Annotated in this window: 1 protein-coding gene (cut by both window edges); it reads right to left on the bottom strand. The window is 70.9% G+C overall.

The whole window is internal to an MFS transporter gene (locus ABEB12_RS20285) on the bottom strand: the coding sequence, 104,610 nt in all, runs 58,549 nt past the left edge and 25,878 nt past the right edge, and what appears here is coding positions 25,879-46,061, spanning codon 8,627 (complete) through codon 15,354 (partial); the first complete codon in reading order (the gene reads right to left) occupies positions 20,181 to 20,183. The start codon and the stop codon both lie outside this window.

Below are 20,183 nucleotides of genomic sequence, written 5' to 3'. Positions count from 1 at the left end.
GCCAGCTCCGGGTCCAACGTGCTTGCGAAGATCCGCAGCTGGAGGACCAGCGGGTTCCGGTTGTTGATCACCAGGTCTTTCCCGGTGCGCAGCCGCGCCCGCGCGTAGGCCGGGATGCGCTCCCGCTCCTCGGCGGTGAGCAGGGCCAGGCTGGACTGCCGCCGGGACAAGATGATCATCTGATCCGAGTTCTCCAGGATCAGCCGCATCCACCGCTCGATGTGCTCCGCCGAGTCGAACCCGGTTCGGCTGAGGTTGACCCGCAGGTCGGCCCGGTCGGGGGTGGCGCCCAAGGCCTTGAGCTCGGCCAGCAATTCCCACGGGAAGTGCTTGATCGCCCACGGGTAACCCATCGGGTTGGCGATGATCTCGAACCCGTGCGTGGGCGTCCGGTCATGCCGCACGTGGCCGAGGTCACCCAGCCGCCCCTCCGCGTGCCGGGCGGCCTTGTGCATGCGGAACTTCCGCAGCCATACATCCAGCTCCAGGCTCAGGTACAGCGGTCCCTCACCGAGGGGGGCCGCCCGGGACGGTTCCGGGACCGCGACCCGATTGTCCCGAAGGCGGTGCCACGCGGCGTGCAGCCAGGCAGGGGAACCGTTGCGCAAGAGCGCGTAGATGCCGATCGCCACGACGACCAGCCCCATGGTGACGAGTTCCGGGACGGAGAGCGACCGTGGACCGGTAGCCCCTCGGCCCTCGGCCGGGGCGGCGGCCGCCGCCAACGCAAACATGCCGGCCAGCGTGATCGCCACCCTCGCCAACGACGGCGCGATCGCCCGGAGGGCGCCGGCCATGGTGCGCCGGGTGTCGGTGGGCCGCCCAGCGAGCGCGGCGGCGGCCAGCGCAAGCACGGCTACCCCGGCGGCCAGCAGGACCCGCTCCGTCAAGCCACCGGACAGCGGCCACGGCAGGTCCTCGCCGGCTACCAGCAGCAGCACAGCCTGCCCCACGAGCGCGGTGACCGCCGCCCCCGCTACCCAGGCTCCGATGCGCAGCTCGCGCGTCCCGGGGAAGTCGATGGCCAACCGGACACCCGCCGACAGCACCCCCGCGAAGAGCACCGTGGTCGCCGCCTGGTGCACGATCGAGGAGAACGTCCACAGGTCACCGGGGTTTATCGGGAAGGCCGCCAGCACCACCAGCGCCGCGGCGGCGCCCCGCAGCAGCACTCGGACCGGCGTGACACCTGCGGTCTTGGCCTGGTCAACCAGCCTGGCCAGCAGCTCGGCTGCACCGGCCATGGCCAGCGCCGCGGCGGCGAGGAGCGCCATACCACCGGGGGCCACCACATACGCGCTGACCGGCTTGGTAGGCAGCACGTGGCCGATTCCGACGATGTGCAGCACCACCGTGCTCGCCACCGCGACACCCAGCAGTGCCCATACCGCGCGCGCCAGCTGGCCGCCGGTCGCCCGCTTCGCCCATCGGGCCAACAACCACAGCCCGAGCACCGCCGAGCCCACCACCAGCACCCCGCCGACGAACCCGGGGTGGGCGGCCAGCCAGTCACGGGCGGCCAGGGCCAGCCCGAGCAGGCCGGTGCCCACCGAGGCATGACGCTGGGGTCCGTCGCCGTGCTTGGGGTCCAGCCGCACCCGCACCTCGCCTTCCAGGTGGAACCACCGCTGGTTCTCCCCAATGACGGTGACCAGCTCGTCGTAATCGACCCCGAGCAGGTTCTGAATGTGAGCCAGGGCGGCCGATCGACCCGGGTACAGGCTCAGCAGGGTGAAGAGCCTGTCGAACAGGTCGTCGCCGGAGGGCCGGTCGAGGTCGGCATAGCGACGGATGAGCAGCTCCTCGGCTTGGCCGATGCGGTCGTCGCTCCAGGCGGGTCCGCCGAGCGGCTCAAGGACCAGCCAGAGTTCGGCGTGCAGGCCCAACACCCGGCGCAGCTTGGTGTGCCGCTGCTTGGTGTTGAGCGCTTCCACCTCGCCGACGGGCTCGAGCCGGTGCAGGATCTCCATGATCCGGTCGAGCTGGCTCGCCGGGTCCCATGTCCTCGGCGCCAACGGCGCCTGCATCTCGTGGAGCAGGATCCGCCAGTGATCGGCGCGGGAGGTGGCGACGTCGCGCAGCGGCCCCAGGTAGAGGAGGGTCGCCTCGGCGGTGGCGTCCCGTGCCGCCAGCCTGGCCTGCTCGACGTAGAGCGTGCCGAGTTCCTGGGCCAGCTCCTGCGCCACCCTCCGTTGGTTGCGCATGCCGGTGACCAGCTCCTCGCGCCGCTCCTGGTCGTCGCGGTACGCCACCATCCGGGCGGCGGCCGCGCGGAGGTCGTCCAGGTCTGCCCCTCGGGCCTGCTCGATCACCTCGGCGATGGCGTCCAGCTGTGCCTTGCTCACCGCGCCGGCCGCCTCGGTGCGGAACCGCTCCACCGCCCGCCGGTTCTCCATCGCCCAGTTGGCCAGCGCGATGAGGATCCTGGGCCGCACCATGCCGGCGGGCAGCAGCTCGGTGGGGTTGTTCAGCACGTCGAACAGGTCGGTGGACAACCGGGCCGGGTCATCGATCAGCGGCAACAGCCGAGCCAGCGCGGTGGGCGCGGCGGGCGTTCGGGACTGCGCCGGCAGGGCGGGCGGCACGGTCAGTTCGGGGGCCGGCCGTGGTTCGTTCCGGGGTCTGGGTGCCGACGCCGGCCGCTCACCACGCAGGAACACCGTCTCATCACGCACCCGGAAGCGCTTGCGGTTCCCCCGTGCTTCAAGCACGTCGTCGCGCAGCGCGTCCGGCGTCATGCGCAGCAGCCAGGCCAGCTCGTCCACCGTGGCCGAACGGGTCGGCAGGGAGTCCCGCACCGCCGCCAGCTGGGCGACCGGAGACTTACCGGCGATGCTCGGATGCCGCCCGTACAACGCGGCGACCCGGGGCTTCAGGCCTTCCAGGTCCGCCAGGAGCGGCAGGTCACCGAACCCCGCCGCGCGCAGCAGCCGCTCGGCTCGCCACAACCGTTGCGCCTGGCCGAATGCCTCCGCCACGGCATCCCGACCCTCCAGGTCGGGCAGCTCCCGCCAGACCTGGCTGACCAGTTTGACCCCGTGCAGCGCACCGTTACCGGGATCGCCGGCCCGCAGCGCCGCGCGGAGCCGGATCCACCGGTTCGCCTGCAGCATTGCCTCCGCGCGCAGCGCCCGGAGGAACCGGAACGCCTGGTCGGCCCGGTCACCCAGGTCGGGCAGTGCCGCCGCCCCGGCCCGGTCGATCCGGCGGGCCACGTCGAGGGCGTCGTCGATCCGCTCTTCGATGTCCGCCCATAGGTCGGCCAGATCCGAGCCGGTGTAGGTCATGGCCCGGGACGCGGCGCCCAACAGGTCGGCGAGGTCATGCCCACGCCCGTGGCGGAATCGGGCGGCGTGCTCCTGCCAGGGGGTCTCGCCGAACGAGTGGGGCAGCCTGGCCCAGGCATGGTCGGTGATGAACCAGTGCCAGAGCTCGGCGGCGACCGGGGCGGTGAGCTGCGGCGTGGTGTCGACCAGCATGCCCAGCACATGACCGGCGCTGGTCTGCCGGAAGTCCGGCATGTGAGACTCCCACGGCCGCCGCGTCACCTCGGCCAGCAGGTCGAGGTACTCGGCGCGCAGCTTGTTGAGCGCCTTGAGTGCCCGTTTGCGTGCGGCGGACCTGCCTATGGTCTTGCCGGCGTCCCGGTATCTCTCCTCGAAGTGCAGCCCCAGCGCGGAGAATGCCTGGACATGGTCGCCCGTTTCGGCCAACCGGGTCGGGTCGACCTCGCGGGCAAGCGTGCGCACTCCCTGGGCCAGCTCCAGCACCGGCTGGGCCACCGCGCGCGCCAGGCCGCCAGGCGCGTCGTCGCCCTCCCAGGTGTAGAAGACCACGGCATGCACCTCCACACCGAGGAACTCACCGTGGGCCAGCCGTTTCAGCAGCGTGGTGGGTATCAGCCACAGCTCCTGGGGATCGTTCTCGCGCAGGCCGAGCGCCTTCCGCTCCGTGCCGGTAAGCGGGCGGAGCTGCTTGGCGTTGTCGCGCAGCGCGGTGTTGACCGCCAACACCTGGTCGCCGTCGAGTTCACCGCGCTCGGACAGCGCCCCGGACCGGCCGGTCGGGGGCGTCTCGGCGATCTTGCGCGCGAGCGCCAACACCGCCCTGGCCCGGCCGCGGCGCGCTACGGCTTCCAGCCCGATGCGGTTGGTCAGCTCGGCCAACTCCCGGATGCGGCGCTGCTGCTCGGGGAAGAACGCGAACGCGGGAGCCAGGTTGGTCAGCTGTTGCCACACCCGCTCGGAGTCCATGACGATCTTGCCGGCGTCGCGCGAGCTGGCCAGTAGCGCGTCGATCTCCGCCTCGACGGGCCGGCCGGTGGCGGCCGCCGCCCGGACGGCCATCAGCCGCGCGGCCCACCAGAGGATGTCCCGGGTCCGGTTCTTGCGGAAGGACTCGTAGCTGGCGCGGGTGAGGTTGGTCGCGTCGTCCAGGGAAAGCCCGGTCGCCTCCTCGATCCAGCCCGGCAGGTCGACGTGGGGATGCTCGCTCCCCGAGGTGATCTGTAGCCATTCGTCGGGGATGTGGGCCAGGTCGCGGTTGCCCCCGCCGGCCGAAACACGCAGACGGTTGTCCAGCTTGCTCACCGGCCAGGTTTCCTCGTCGACGGCCTCCTCGCTTTTCCGCCGCAGCTCGCTGGCCAGCGCCCCCGCCTCTTCGGTGCCCAAACCGCCGAGCATCCGGTGCCAGAAGCGCTGGTCCAGCACACCGCGCTGGATCAATACCCGGGACAACCGCAACGCGGCGGCCGAGACGTACACGTGGCGGCCGCCTTCCCAGCTCACCAAGAGCACACCGGGCGGCATCGTCCGAGCCGGCACCACCCACACCCTCGGCCCGGTCGGCAGCACCGCGCCCTCGGCCTCGTGCGCCCGGCTCATCAGCCCAGGCATCCAGGCCCGGACCAGCTCCGGGTCGTGACCCTCGCCCTCACGGGCCAGCTCGACGACGACCAGCTGTGCGCCCGGCGGTGGTGCCCTCGGACCCAGGGCGCCGGTCTTCTCCAGCACCTTCCGGGTGACCAGCACACCGACGAGTGCCAGGACGCCCACCACGAGGAAGAACACCACGGGGTGCACGGGAAGGTCGCCGAACTGGTCGCGCGCCTCGGCCGCGCCGGCCAGCCATCCCCAGTTCCAGTTGGCTGTCCAGCCTGGGGAGCCACTCCGGCCGGGACGCTCCTCGGTGGTGTCGGCAGCACGCGTCGGGTCGCCTCGGGTCACGCCGATCGTGCCATCGGACCGGTAGAAGCCCACCGTGTTCCGCACCTTGCGCGCCAGCTGCAGCGGGCCCTTGGCAAGCGCGGCGAGCTGGCCGACCTCGGCCGGCGGGGAGCCGGCGTCGGCCGGCAACGAGCTGGAGTGCACCAGCCCGGCCCGGATGGTGACGACCGGCTCCTTCCGCCATCTGCGGACGAGGTTAACCAGGCTGACGCGGCGGCGGAGCCGTTCGACGGAGCTGATCATCTGCGAATGCCTGACGTCGCGGAGCAACACCAGGAACTCCTTGCCGTTGCGCGCGACCAGGCCGGTGGGGAACGCGGTGCGCAGGCGGTCGGCCAGCCCGCGCAGCACCTCGTCTCCCTTGCTGTGGTCGAACTCGTTGTTGACGGCGCTGAACCTGTCCGGCTGGATCAGCACCAGCCCGACCCCGCGACCGGTTCCGTTCAGGCCATAACCGGTCTCGTGGAGTTCGAGGCGGAGGCCACGTGGGTTGAGCGCCCCGGTGAGGGGGTCGTGGGTGAACGCATGCCGGGCGCGGGCGTGCTCCTCGGCTGCTTCCCGCTCCTCCTCGGTCAACCCGACCAGGTCGATCTCCACCGGCTCGACCGGGTGGATTGCGCCGACGCTGTGCACGTATTTCACCGGCTCCACGACGAGGGCCTCCTTCGGCACATCGCGACGCCTGGACGCCTCGCCGGCCAGCTTGACCAGCCCGGTTGCCGGGTCCCGGTAGGCGACGAAGTTGCGGCCGGAACGTTTGGCCGCGTACTGCACCTTGTCGGCGTTCGCGCGGAGCCACTCGAAGCTCACCGGCGCGGTGTCGGTGTGCATGATGCCCACGCTGATCGTCATCACGGGATCCGAACGCCGGTAGCGGACGTTCACCACGTTCCTGACCGACTCCAGGTCCTTCACCGCGTCCGCTTGGCTGATGTCCCGCAGCACGACCACGAACTCGTCGCCACCCACCCGAGCAATCGATGCGTCGGTCGGCAACTGGTCGCGCAACGTGTCCGCCACGAACCGCAGCGCCTCGTCACCCTCCTCTTCGCCGTACTCATCGTTGAAAGGTCGGAAGGAGTCGAGGTCCAGCACCGCGACCGCGATCCTCCGCCCGGGCGCGCTCGGGTCCATCGCCGCCAGCCGCTTGTACAACCCGTACAGGCTGAGCGCCCCGGTCAGATCGTCATAGCTGGCCTTGCCCCACATCCACTTGCTCTCCGCGCGGAACCACGCCAACAACTTGTTGCGGTCGACAGCGGGCTTGGTTCGGCCACCCTGCGCGGCCAGCGGTTGCCGGTGCGGGCGGTGCTGGAGGAGCAGGTAGGCCGAGATGATGCCGAGCACACCGGCGCCGAGGACCACCAGCCCCGGCGGGGTGGACCAGTAGACGGTGGTGAGCCCGTCGAACACCTCTGGGGAGCGGGGTGTTGCCGCCGCTGGAAGCGCCGTGACCAGCAGCAACACCGGAAGGAACAGCGCCGCGCGGAGGGCGATCTTGAACCAGCGGACCAGCGTCTCGATCAGCCTGGTGAACCAGGTCGGGGAGCCCCGGGTCGGCGTCCCAGCCCGTTCCGGCGACAACATCCGCACCAGCAGCACACCGAGCCCGACGGTGACCAGCAGGGCCACCCCGACCGAGGGCGGGACCGTCGACTGCCCGGTGCCGAGGCCGAGCACCCCGGACGACCACATGGCCGAGCGGGCCGAACCGTTCTCCGGGTCGTCGTCCTTGATGCCGAGCGCCGCCTTCAGCGCGCTCACCACGTCCTCGAGCTTGCCGGGGCCCTTGTAGTAGACGGTGAGCGCCCGCTCTCCGCTGGTCCACGCCCTGGCCTGGCCGACCAGCCGCCGCGCCGCGTTGTCGGTGATGTCACCGGGCTTCGCCAGCGCATCCACGACTCGGCGTGCCAGCTTCTTGGGCTTGTAGAGATGATTCTTCGGGTCGCTGCCCGGCCGATGATCCGGCGCGTACTCGGCTAGCCCGGTTTGCCACGCCATGACCAGCTGGCCGGACACGGAGCGGTATTCGTAGCCGTCCAGCGTGGCTTGCATCTCGGTGGCCGTGATGCCGTCGGGGTGGGCGACAAGCACGCGCAGGAGCTCGAACGTGGTCTTGCCGGATGGCGTCAGCAGCGGGGCGACCCGGGCGCCGGACACGTCGCGCAACAACGCGACCGCCTCGGCGACCTCGGTGTCCGTCGCCCGCCGGCCGAGCACCGGGGCGGCCCGCTCCACCGCCATCCAGTAGTCGTCGTCCCCGATCTGCCCGGCCGAGTCGTCCTCGTCACGCCCGATCCGCCCCCAGGCAGCCAGGTCGCGCAACAGCTCCCGGGCGGACGGTGTGGCCCGGAAGCGCGCGCTGTCCCCGTCGATGGTCCAGGTGAGCAGCCCCAACCCGGAGAGCTGCTCGAGCAGCCGCTCGTCCGGGCCGCCCGGTTCGTCGGCGACGCCATCCGCGGCCTGTGCGACCCGGTACAACAGAGCCCACGGCGAGTCGGCCGCCACCCAGCCCGGAGGTTGCACGAGCTCCGCGTCGAGAATCTTGTACAGCTCCTCGGCCAGCTCGCTGAACAGGTCGGTTGCCTTGAGGTCTTCGCGCAGGCTCAGCCCACCGTCGCGCAGCATCTTGGCGAACCAGGACAACAGGAAGTGGGTGTCCGGGTTCAGGCGGTTGTGCAGGTCCTCCAGCGCCTCCCACAGCAACGTCCCGAACTTGCCGAAGACGTAACGCCCGTCCTCGGTGGCCTTGATCAGCTCCCGCTCGGCCATGACAGGCAGGCGAGAGTCGACCCGGGTTGGCGGGGCGGCTCCCCGCGCCGCCACCAGCTTGTCGCGGCTCATGCCCGTGCTGCCCTTGCGGCGAATTGCGCTGAGCATGTGACCGGCCGAGCGCTCCGGAGCGAGCAGGGCGGTGCCGGCCAGCGGGCCGTCGCTCATCCGACCGAGCCAGTCGAGCAGATCCTCGAGACCTTGTTCGACCTTGGTCAGGTGCTGCTTGGTGACCGGCCCCATGAGCCGCGCGGCCAGCGCCCACATCGCCGAGCCGACCCTGGGCGGATACCCGGAGGGGTCGTCCAGGTAGAGGAGAATCTCCCACGTGTGGTCAGGAAGGTGATAGCGGTCGTCGGTGACCCACAGCAGGCCCAACCGGGCCAATCCGGGCAGCCACGCGGTGACCCCTTCCCGGCCGAACGTGGTCAGGAGATCCCTGGCCTGCTCGGTGGTCAGGCCCTCCGGGAAGGCGGTCATGGCCTCGAGCAATGCCCAGACCGACTTCTCCGGAACCAGGCTGGTCAGCGCCAATCCGGCGGACCGGCCGAGCATCTCGTGCACCGCGGCGACCACCTCGTGAATGGGCAGCTCGCTGGGCGTGAATTCGGCGTTCGGGGCCAGCCAGTTCCATACCTTGACCAGCGCCGCCCAGGGGCGCTCGTCGGGGTAGGTGCTCGGATCCCGGAGGTAACCCATCAACTCGGGCAGCAGTTCCGTGGCCCGATAGCTGATGTAGCGCTGTCCGCCCCGTGGGCGCATGACCTCATGGGTGATCAGACCAGCCTTGACCAGGACCAGCGCGCGGTTGTCCAGTGAGGTGAGGTCGATGTCGGGCAGGCCGAGGGCGCGCAGCTCGCCGGGTAGTTCGGCTCGGCTGATCCCCCGCTTCCCTGCCGCTTCCACGGCGGTCAACATCGGGAACAGGTGGCTGCGCGTCGCGACGACCACGCTGAGTGCGCCGATCGCCCAGGTCAAGCCGTTCACCATGAGTGGGATGAGCAGGGCGCCGACGAGCGCCCCCACGGCCAGGTGCCAAGGCGGTTGACCCGCCTTTGGCCGGAAGAAGGCGACGACAAAGGCGATCGCCCCGCCGACCAATGCGAACCGGATCACCACGGCGGGCCCCACCAGCACACCCAGCAGGCCGCCCAGGGCGAAGCCGACCCCGAGGGCGAGATGCGACAGCCGGGCGTTGCGCCCGGGGACGGCATCGCCGGGCGCCGATCCGTCGAGGACCCTCGAGGCGTGCTCCGCGAGCCCGTCCAGCTGTGTGGCCTGTTGCCGCAGGCCGGCCGCGAATACCTGATGCAGCACGTCGTCGGGGCTCGTCCGGGGCGTCACCGCCGCCTTCTGTGCCGCTTCGACCCGCCCCTGGTGCACGGTCAGCTCGCTGCTCAGCATCGGGCCGTCGTCGTGCGGGCTCATGGCGAGTCGAACCTGGTAGCGGAGCAGATCGTCGGAGATCTTCTGGAGTTCCTCGGCCGCCGCCCTCAGATCCTCCGGCTCCCCCCGGCTGAGCAGGTTGGCGGCGTGTGTCATCCGCTGGGCGACGGACCGGAACTCTTCATCGGCGGAGGGCCGGTTGCTGGTCTTGGGCGACGCCTGCCCGCCTGCCGGTTCGTCGCCCGTGGCCAGGTACGTGGCCGCCTCCTCGGCAAGCCGCTCGGCGTCCCGTTTCAGCTTCTCCTCGGTCACCGGGGTGGTCGCGCCGGCCACCTGTCGTGTGGCGCGGTACTTCCGGACCGACAACCCGACGACCACGAGCCCGATGACCACCGCGAAAGCCACCCCGCCCCAGGCCGGAATGTGCCCGCCGTCGGTGCCGGCGAGACCCACCGGGGCCATGCCCATCGTGTTGACGTGCGCCGGCGGAGCGTTGGGCGCCATGTCGGACAACCGGGCGAGCAGCCAAGCCCACAGGCGGTCCAACAACCCGGTCCGGTACGCCACGTACACCACCACCCCGGCGGCGAGGACCGCGAGCGCAAGCAGCGGGAAGGTGCGCCCCGCCGCCATTCCACCGGGCCGCTTGACCAGGTGGACCGTGGCGTTCTCGTCCTGGCGGGCACGATCGAGGTCGGTGCTGAAATCCAGCCTGGAATCCTCGAACACGGCGTTGACCACGTCGTCACCGGGCACGCCGAGCAGGCGTTGCAGCCAGCTCCGCTTCACCGGCCGGCCCCCTCGGAGGAACAACACGCCGCGGATCCGCTTGGCCAGTGGCTCCTCGCCGGACCGGTCCAGGTCGTGGAACAGGGCGAAGGCGCGCTCACGCAGCAATATGCCCCGGGTCAGTGCATCCCGCGCGCGGGCCTGCCCGTCGAGGTAAGCCGAGGTGACCCCGATGTTGAGCTCGACCGTGTCGAGGTTGACCAGGAGATCAAGAACTGCCGTCATCGCCGCGCGGCGCTGGGTCGCGTTCCCCCCGCGGACTCGGCGGTCCCGCAGTCGGTCGAGGTGGTTGGCAAGCTGGCCCAGCTCGCCTTCCAGGGGCGAAAGCTCCCAATCCTGCTCGCTGTCCAGAACCCAGTCACCGGCCGGTCCGCGATGCCGATACCGCTCGGCCAGGACCTCCCGGATCTGGGTGATCAGTTCAGGCTCCCGGAACCGCTCCGCCGCGGCCAGCTTGTGCATCGCGTGGACCGCGGCTCCCCACCGGTCCGCCCGTTGTCGGGTCTCCCCGCGCAACACTTCGAAGAACGCGATCGCGGCGTTCAGTTCGGGATGGGCCAGCCCAGCGCGATCGGCGAACGCGCGCAGCGCGGCCAGCCTCGCCGCGACGGTGTCCGCCGTCACCTCGGCCCGCTCCGCCTTCGAGGTCAGGATGGCCAGGATCGCGGGCCACTGACGCGGCTGGGCCCCGGCGAACTGGTGGATCATCAGGAGCAGGTCGAGCAGATCATGTTCCCGAGGGCCGGCCTGATCGTCCAACAGCGCGGCCCACTCCTCGCCGGCCTCCCGGGCGGCCGCCGAGGTCGCCTCCCGGTCTTCGGTCTGCCAGGTCCAGTACAGCGTGGCCGGGGAGTCCTCCCGCTCACCCACGATGAACAGGTCGAAGCCGGGCTCCGGGGCGTCCTCGGTGCGCGTGCCGGACCCCGGCCACATCCGCTCCACGAACAGCCGGGCCGACCTGACTCGCAGCGCCGCCAGCTTCAGGAGCAATGCACGCCGGGCGGCCTCGCCGCCTTCGGCCTCGCCGACGAGATACTTTCGTGCGTAGGCGAGCACCTCGGTCCAGAACTCCTGTGCCTGAGCGGTCACCTCGACCAGGTCACTCGCGCCGGCCACGGCCAGCTCGTGGAGCAGGGCCCCGATCTCGTTGACCACCGCCTCGGACAGCACGATCCGCTTGCCGTCCCCGCTGGTCCAGACGTCGAGGATGAACCCCTCCACCCTTTCACCGAACTCGCCGAGGGCCAGCCGCTCCAGCACGGACTCCCGCAGCGCCACCAGGCCCGGCGCGAAGGCCCCCAGCTCGGCTCGCCATTCCCGCCCGCCCTGCTCCAGCCACCCGCCGTGGTCCTCCGCCCAGGCGAACGCCGCCCGCACCGAGGTGTGCTCGGGGTCCTCGAGCTGGTGGTCGGCCAGCACGCGGGACCGCGAGGGCCGGAACGGATGGCGGTCGCTGGCCCATTCGACCTGGTCGAGGAACGCCTTCAGCAGCTCCGGGCGCACCTCGTACACGCCCGCGCCGCGTTCGGCGGCCGCCACGATGCCGGTGAGCGGCGTGTCCCGCTCGGCCGCCGGGATGGCCGGAAGGCCGTGCGCCGGCTCGTCCTGGACGAACCGCATGAACTCCGTGATCAGCCTGCCCGGGACCACCGCCACCCCCTGGTAGCCGGGGATGCGCGCGACCATGCCGGTCATCCTGGCGGGCTCGGGAGACGCTTGGCGCCACTGACCGAAGCTGACCTCCAGGCCGCGCTCCCCCAGCTCCACCGGGCTGTTCTCGCCTACCTCGGCGACCACACCGACCAGCCCACCCGGCGGGGCGGCGATCGGGCCGCCGACGACCGGACGGTCGGCGCCCTCGGTGGCCGACCAGCGCTGGAACTCGGCCAGTTCCTCGGCACTGAGCTGAGTGATCTCGCCGCTGCCCTGCGATGGCTGGGCCATCTGCCCGGCCAGCCAGCGGGTTGGCACCGCGGTGGGAATCCGGGTCCAGTCGACCACGTGCACACCTAGCAGCCGGGCCACCTCGGCCCGCAACCGGGTGATCAGGTCCTCCGACTCCGCGCGGTGCGCGGCACCGGTGTGCTCACCACCGAGGACGTGCGCCCATTCGTGGCGCAGGAAGTCGATCCACCATTGGATGACCTCCTCGTCGAGCCCGATCAGCAGGTTCACCAGCTCGGCGATGTGTACCGGGACCAGGATCACGCCGTCCACGGCCGGCGCGCTGCCCTTGGGTAGCCAGCCGTAGCCGAGCAGCCTGCCCCCCAGCGGCTTCGCCTTGGTGATCTTCACCGCGGTCAGCTGCTCGGCCACCTCGGCCAGCCGTGGATGCGCGAGCAGGTTCGTGAGGTCCAGTTTGACCAGCTGTTCGGCGTGGGCGGCCAAGGTCGGCATGTCCGGGTCCATGCGCCGCTTCGCCTCGTCGTCCGACACGCCGTCGGCCAGCGCCCCACTATCCGGCGCGGACGGGGCACCATCGTCCGCCAGCCAGATCCTCCCCCTCATGAGTGATTTGACATCCCTGGGATTGGCGTCAGTGTCGAGCTCTCGGGAGCCGCGTGCGGCGTCGGCCAGCGCCTGCCCCGCCCAGTCCAGCACCCCGGCCAGGGTGACCACTCGGACCGGCAGGCCCGGCCGCAGGCTCAGCACACTGACGATCCGCGCCTCGGGCGACAGTTGTTGGGTCTGGTCCAGGCGGCGGAACAGCTTGTAGGCCCGCATCTCATAGATGGCGATCTCAGTTCGCCGTAGGTCGTCCGTGCCGCGGGACTCTGCTTCGAAAGCTTCATCGGTCCGGTGGAGCTCATCCAGCCAGACCAGTACCTGGCGCATCGCCTGCTCGGTGTCGGTGAGCCGGTCCACCGGGCGCGCCACGGCCGCGTCAATCTGGGCACCGATCCGGGCGAGGTCGCTGTCCGGGGTGTCCCGCCAATTGCTCAGCCGGGTGAGGTAGACCGTGTCGCCGTGGATCGTCAGGTGCGTGCCATCGCCCTCGTCGACGGCCGACTTCAGATCCAGCACCGGTTCGAGCATCAGCCAGGTCAGCCGGCCCAGCCTTGCCTGAACGCCCGGTGCCCTGCCCACCGTGGCGGCGATCCATTCCGCCAGGGACTCGTCGCCATGGCTGAGCCGCCGATACAGCCGGCCGACCTCGCTCCGGAGCCGGTTGAGTTTCACCTCGGCGCTCAGGTCCTGGACCTTGGTCAGCACCAGCGAGTAGGCGTCTTCCAGCAGTTCGGCCAGCGGGTGGAACCGGGCCAGGTCGTCCTCGGTGACCGCGGCGGCCAGCTCGCCGAAGGTGACCTCGGCCTTGGCGATCAGCAGGTACAGCCGCTGCGGGTCGAGCGTCGCCGGATCGACCGGCCGCCGCGCCAGTTCGGCCAGGGCGCCCCACAATTCGGCGCTCCGTGTCACCTCCGCCGTCAACCGGGTGAGGAACGCCGCGGCGGTAGCGACCTCCTCGGTCTTGCTCGCCCGGTCGGCCAGGGCGGTCAGCCAGATGCGCACGCGGTCGGTGGCGTGCGCCTGCTCGAGGCGCCGCGCCGCCCGTTGGGCCAGTTCGGCTTGCAGGTCGTGCAACCGCTCCGGCGCGGCGGTGCTGAGGTCGGTCGCGTAGGCGATCAGGTCGGCGAGGTCCTGCGCCCGGACCTCAGGCAACGCCTCGGCCATCTCGGCCCACGGGGTGTCGGCGTACCGGCCCAGCGACCACTCGGTGGCCCGGTCCTCGGCCAGGGTCCGCCAGAGCAGCGCGGCGTACCGTTCGGGCAGCTCACTGTCGGTGAGCAGGCCGGCGAGGTCGAGCGCTCGGGTGTCCGCGGTCCGGTTGTCGAAGTCCTCCCACCGCTCGCCGACCGCCGGCATTGCCCAGTTCACCCGCAGCGCGTTCAACCGCTCGATCAGCGCACGCCGCGCGAGCTCCATGCCGGGGGTGCCGATGGTCCGGTAAGCCTTGACGTGCCGGAGCGCGTCGGCCCAGAACGCGTGCACCGCGTTGTCCGACAAGACGGGCAAGTCCTCGTCGTACACCTGGACGGGCCGGCTCGCCTCGATCGCCCGGATGATCGCGCGCAGGTCGATGCTCTCGTTCGCCACCGGCTCGGGCAGCCCGTAGAGCACGCCCCCGGGGACGCGGCTGTCGGCCCAGGGGTAGAGCGCCAGCCCGTCCACCGGCACACCGAAGTCGCCGTTCGCCAGGCGCCTGATCAGCTCGGTCGGCACGATCCGCACGTGGCGATCGGTCAGGCCGGTGGCCTTTCGCTGTCCGGGGGTCAGCTCGGTGAGCTGCCCGGTCGCCCACGCCTCGGCGAACATCCGGCGCACCGAAGCGGCCTGCTCCGGCCGCAACACCCGCTCGGTGAGCGCCCCGGCGACACCGTGCGCGGGGACCGGCTTCGCGCCCTGGAAGGTCGACTCGGTGACGGGCGGCATGCCGCGCAGCGCGGTCTTGCCGATCCAGCGCGCGTCGGGGCCTCGCCGGCCGGTCCAACCGGCCAGCGAGATCTCCAGCGGCGTCGGGTAGCCGTCGGTGCCGAACCGGTGGGTCCGGGCCTGGTGCAGGATGTCGGCGGCGGCGGTGCTCTGCCGGTTCAGCCGCGTCAGCAGGGCCTCCAGCAGGGCACTCCGGTGCCCGGCCCGTGGGGCGTCCGTGTCGGTCATTCCGTACTTGGTCAGCAGCGTGCCGGCATGGATCGCGTTGTCGCCGCCGAGCCGCCGGCGCACCAGCGCGGCGTCGGTGTCCACCTCCTTTTTCGCCAACCCGAGTTGAGCGAGCACCACGTCGGCCGCCAACTCGTCACCCGGCGGCCAACCGAAGTCGTGGGCGGCGAAGAAGTACCGGGCGGCGCCCCGGCCCTGGGCGGTGGCCTGGCCGCCACCCGAGCCGCCCAGCCAGTCCTCGAGGGTCCACAGCAACCCAGTGGCAGTGCCGTTGCCCTGCGCCGATGGGTCGAGCCACCAGTCTGTGAGTCCGAGGTGCAGGCGGTCGCTGCCCTTGCGTTCGAACCGCACGGACGCCGAGCCGACCACCGCCCCGGCCGGGTCGATGATCTCGATCAGCACCGGCACCGCCGCGGCTGGGCGACCAGTGGGCGTTCCCCGGCCGCCGTACCGCAGGCTCATCCCGCCGTAGGTGCGGGTGGCGAGGTGCTCAACGATGGTGGCGCCGATCACCTCGGCGGCGGCTTCGGCCTCGGCGGGGGTGCGCGGGAGCAGGTCGCCCAGCGCCGGGCGGTTGTCGGCCAGCTCGGCCAGCATGTCCAGGGTCCACCGGGCGTGCGCCGCATGGCCGGCGCCACCGCCGAGGGCCTCGTGCGCGATGACCAGCGCGCGCTGCGCGGTGTTGAACCGGTGCCACGCGGTGTCCAGCACGTAGATGGTGTCGCCCAGCCGGTAGGCGAACAGGTTCGCGGCGATCCACTCGCCGTCCTCGCCGTACAGGCTGGCCAGGTGCGCGGCGGAGATCAGTTTCACCTTCGGCGGGTCCCGCCCGGCCAGGCCGCCATACTCGGCGGGTCTGATCCAGCGCCGCCACGCGACCGCCGGCAAGATCATCCGAACGCCGAGTTCCTGGTCCTCGCGCAGGGGGAGCAGGGACAGCGCGTGGTCGTGGCCGGCGGAGTCGTCACCCGCGATGGCGTCGCGCAGGTCGCCGATCGTGTTCCACAGGTCGAGGAGCTTCTTCTGGGTAGTCCGGGTCCATCGGGAGTCCTCCATCTGATGAACCAAGGTGATCGCATTGCCCACTCGACGGGTCCAGGCCGCGAGCTCGGCCAGCGCCTTGTCCCGGCTCACCAGGCGCTCGATCGGCCGGATGAACGGTGCCGTCGCGGAGCCCTCGATCAGGATCCGATTCACGCGCGCCTTCGGGGCCAGCTTCGCCGGGCCGGATTCGTACGTCTCGATCAGCTGGGCGAGCCGCTCCTGCCGCAGTCGCACGACCGTGCCCAGCACGGACAGGTCTTCGATGTTGTCGCCCTGGTCGCCAAGGCTGCTGCTCTGTAGCCGGTCCAACAAGGACACCCCGGCGGCCACCCGGACGGCCACCTGCTCGGCCAGGGCGTGGCCCAGCTGCAGCGCCAGGCGGTCGCCCCTGGCCTCCCACCATGTCTGGACGTCCCCCAGGATCGCCAACCGCCCGGTGATGTCCAACGGCTCGCCGGCGTTCAGCACATTCCAAGCCTCTTGGTGCCAGCGGTCCATGAGCTGTTCATCGGCGCGCTGGCCCGCCGGCAACGAGCCGTCCAGCCCTTCGATGCTCGACAGCCGCAGCTCCAGCGGCCCCCGGACCTCCCACAGCAGCTGCCCGACCAGTTCTCCCGGCCGAGCCCGGTGCGCCTCCTGGAGCCCACTCAGCTCGGCGCGCAGCTCCCGGCCAGCCTGGTCGTGCTCGTCGACCGAGGACGAGCGGTGCGTGAGCACCCGCGTCCAGAACTCCTGGATCTTCTCCTCCACCAACCGACCCAGATCCTCGGAAATGAACCAAGCCAGCTCGGCGATCTCGACGGTCTCCCGCAACTGTCGTTCGCTCACCAGCCGCTCGCCGGTCTTGGTGCGCATCACCAGCAGCCCGTCCAGCAACCGCTCGACCTCGGTGTGCCCGAACGTCGCCGGGGAGACGACCTTCACCCCGGTCGGCTCGCCCAGCAGCTCGAACTCCCCGAGGCGTCGGTCGTCGTCCCACCGTGGACGCGGGTCCCGGAGGGTGAGCTCGCCCCGGGCGAGCCGCTCCTCCACCTGCTCGACCAGGTGGGCGGCATCCTCCAGCCCGTCCTCGCCGAGGAAGCCCAGGTAGCGGATCGTGGCCAGGGTGGCCTGCCGGTCCGCTTCGTGGGCGGCGGGCTTGGTGAGGTCGGAGCGCCGCTCATGGTTGATCACCGCCGCCTTCTGCGCGGGGCTGAACCCGTCCCACGAGAAGCTGACCACGAAGATCGTGTCGCCCAGCTTGTGGGCGACCAGGTTCTCCGCCGCGTCGGCGGCAACCTCGGGTCCCAGCTCCGTGACCAGCTGCTCGGTCAGCTCGGTGACCAGAACCCGCCGCACCGTCACCGCCGTCGAGTCACGACCCGCCGGCGAGGCGTACTCACCCGGATCGACCACACTGGTCAGGGCCACCGCCAGCAACGCGGTTGGGTACGCCTTCTCCCAGGCCGGCACCCGGCGCCAGGCCAGCGGGTGGTCATGGCCTGGGTCCCCTGCCGACGGATCGGCGCCTTCGATGGCCGCCGGTCCTGGCTCCTCGTCGGGGCGCATCGGCAGCCCGAACTCAGTGAACTGCTCCGCCAACCATGCTTCACGGCCTTTCATCCGGGCGGCGGCTTGGGCGATGGACAACGGTGCGCCTTCGCCGATACGCCAATGCAGCTTGAAGCCCCGCACAACGCGCTTCGGCACGCCGTTGACGCGCAGCTGCCTCAGTACTGACCTCATCCAGTGCCAGTTCCGGGCCAGTTGCTCGGCCACCTCAGGGGTCAGTTCGACCTGCTTGCCCCGGAAAGCGACCCGCATCAGGCCGCCCGGTGCAGCCGGCTGCGCGTTGGCGGGCCACCAGGGAGTTTGCCGCGCCAGTAGCACATCCGCCTCGTGGTCCTTGGCCAGCGCCATTGCCACAATGCGGTCCGACAGCCCGAGTTTGTCGGCGATTTGTCTCCCGCCCAGCCCCTTGTCCCGTTCCGCGACGACTCCCGGCATTTCCTTCTCGGCGGTATCCCAATCCTGAAGTGCCTTGAGCCGGTTGGCCTGTGCGTGACGGCGGTACGGCAGATCGCGCTCTGCGAACGCGTCGTAGACAGCGCGGTAGGGGACTCCGGCGAAGGCCACGATCATGGGGATGCTCCAGCCCGCTTCAACGTACTGCCGCCACCAGGTGGCCACCTGCTCGGGCAGATCGTCGGTGCGAACGGCGGGGGCCGGCTCGGCGCTAGTGGGTTGTTCGGTTTGTTCGGCGAGGATGGCCAACCGGCGTTGCTTCTCTTCGTCAGTCAGCGGGATCCGCGACGGAGCCCTGGCGGCCAAGTCGTGCAGCGCGACCCCGAAGGGTTCGCCGGTCTCCTCCAAGTGGGCCAACAGCGCCGCGTTCACCGTCGCCCAAGAACGACCGAACCGTGTGATCAGCGTGTTCAGGTTCGGGATGCCCTTCCGCCGCTGGTGAAGGGGCTTCGTTTTGTCTTGCTGGCGCGCCCGCCAACCGTTATATCTCGACGAGGGCAACGTGCCCGGTTCGAATCCCTCATCAACGGTGGCGGCGGTCAGGTCGGCGAGCAGCTGCACGTCCATGGCGTGCTGGGTCAAGGGTGGCAGCAGAACCGCGTCGGTGATGTCTTCCCACGGGCCGTAATGGTCGTAGAGGTAGCTCGAGGAAGGCACCATTCGGCTGGTTTCCCACTGCTCCTTCGACGGCGTGCGGCGCCGCCCGATGGCCAGGTCCCACAGCTTGGCCGCGATCTCTAGGAACGAGTACTCCCGTTCGTAGTCGGGGTTGTCGCCCCTCAGGGCCGGCCGACGGGTCCGATGCTGGTGCTTCTCCGCGTCCGGGAGCTGGGGCAGCCCGTATTCAGCAAGTGCCAGGGTCAGCCACCGCCCCGTGCGCTCGACTTGCCAAGCGGCCAGGCGGACAGGCATCGGTTCGCCCTTGTCGCTGCCCCAGTACAGGCCGAAAGCCCGCACGACCTTCGGTGGCACGCCCTTCTTCAGCAGCTGCGCAAGTACCGACTTCATCGAGTCCTCGTCCCCCGCCAGCTGCCTGGCCACGGCGAGGTCGAGCTCGACGTTCCGTCCTCGGAAGACGACGACGATCGCCATGCCGGCCAGCGCCGTCGGCTGCGCACCGGCCGGAACGGACAGCAGCAGCCCGCCGACCACCAGCGCGGCCACCGTCACCGTGATCGCCGCGGTCGGGGCCGGCGGGGCGCGTGCGGCCAAGCCGCGAATCAGCTCCCACAGCCGGGCCAACCGGCCCGGCATCGCGAGCACCAGCACCGCCGCGATCACTACGACGGCGGCCAGCGCGGCCAGCACCGGGTGATCACCGGCCCAGTCGCGCGCGGCGGACGCCGCACCGACCAGCACCCCCCAACTCCGGTGAAGTTGCGTCCGCCCGGGGACGGTACCGGCGGGCCGCGCTATTTCAGTACCGTCCCACACGTCCATGTCCAGCGCATTCGCCTCGGCGACCTCATTGCGCACCCGGTCGGCGTCGAGCTCGAACAGCCAGGCCAGCCGATCCACCGGCACGGTCTGCTCCGGCTGGCGGTCGAGCAAGGCCGCGATCCGCCAAGCCGGGACGGCCCCGACCAGCGGATCCCACTGCCGGTGCTTGTCCGCGATGTTGGCTCGAACCGCGCGGAGCAGCTGGGTCAATCGCTCGGTCGGCCCCCCGTAGCCGATCTCCCAAACGGCCCGCTCGATCGCGTCCGCCTCGGCGGCCTGCTCCTCCAGGAGCGACAGGACCGGCGAGGTGTCGCCCGGCTCGGTGTCGCCGGGCCGCCGGTCGGCGGAGTCGACCTGGGCGGACAGTTCCGCTAGCCGCTGCTCCAGCACCCCGACCGCGTCGGTGTCGCCCGGCTCGACCGCGTCCAGCAGCGCGGCAATCCGCTGCAGACGCAGGTTCAGATGTGCCACCAGTTGGGTCAGCCTCCGCCAGCTGGGTTGCTCGGCGGCGTCCTCCTCGTCCACGAACCGCGAGGCCGCGAGCGCGGCCTCGGCCCGCTCCAGCGCCCGCAGGGTGATCTCCTGGTCCATCCGCAACTGCCGCACCTGCAGGCCATCCAAAACCGACGACAACCACACGGCGATGTCCCACTTCCGGGCGGGCAGCAGCTCGATGTCCACCTGCCCTCCGTCGGCCATGGCATCCAGCGCGGCGGCGAACGTGCGCTCGTCCGTCCGCAGGTAGCCGCGCAGTATCCGCACGGCGGGACCCCGGTCCTCAAGGTCGTCGATGGCGTTGACGCGCCGGCCGAACTCCTCGAGCACGACTCGGTGGCCCCGGGGTGCCCTGACCAATCGCCGCAT

The organism is Actinospineispora eucalypti (assembly GCF_039543365.1).
GTDB lineage: Bacteria > Actinomycetota > Actinomycetes > Mycobacteriales > Pseudonocardiaceae > Pseudonocardia > Pseudonocardia eucalypti.
Note: the sequence above shows the minus strand (reverse complement) of the source record. Positions and strands in the feature narration are given on the sequence as shown.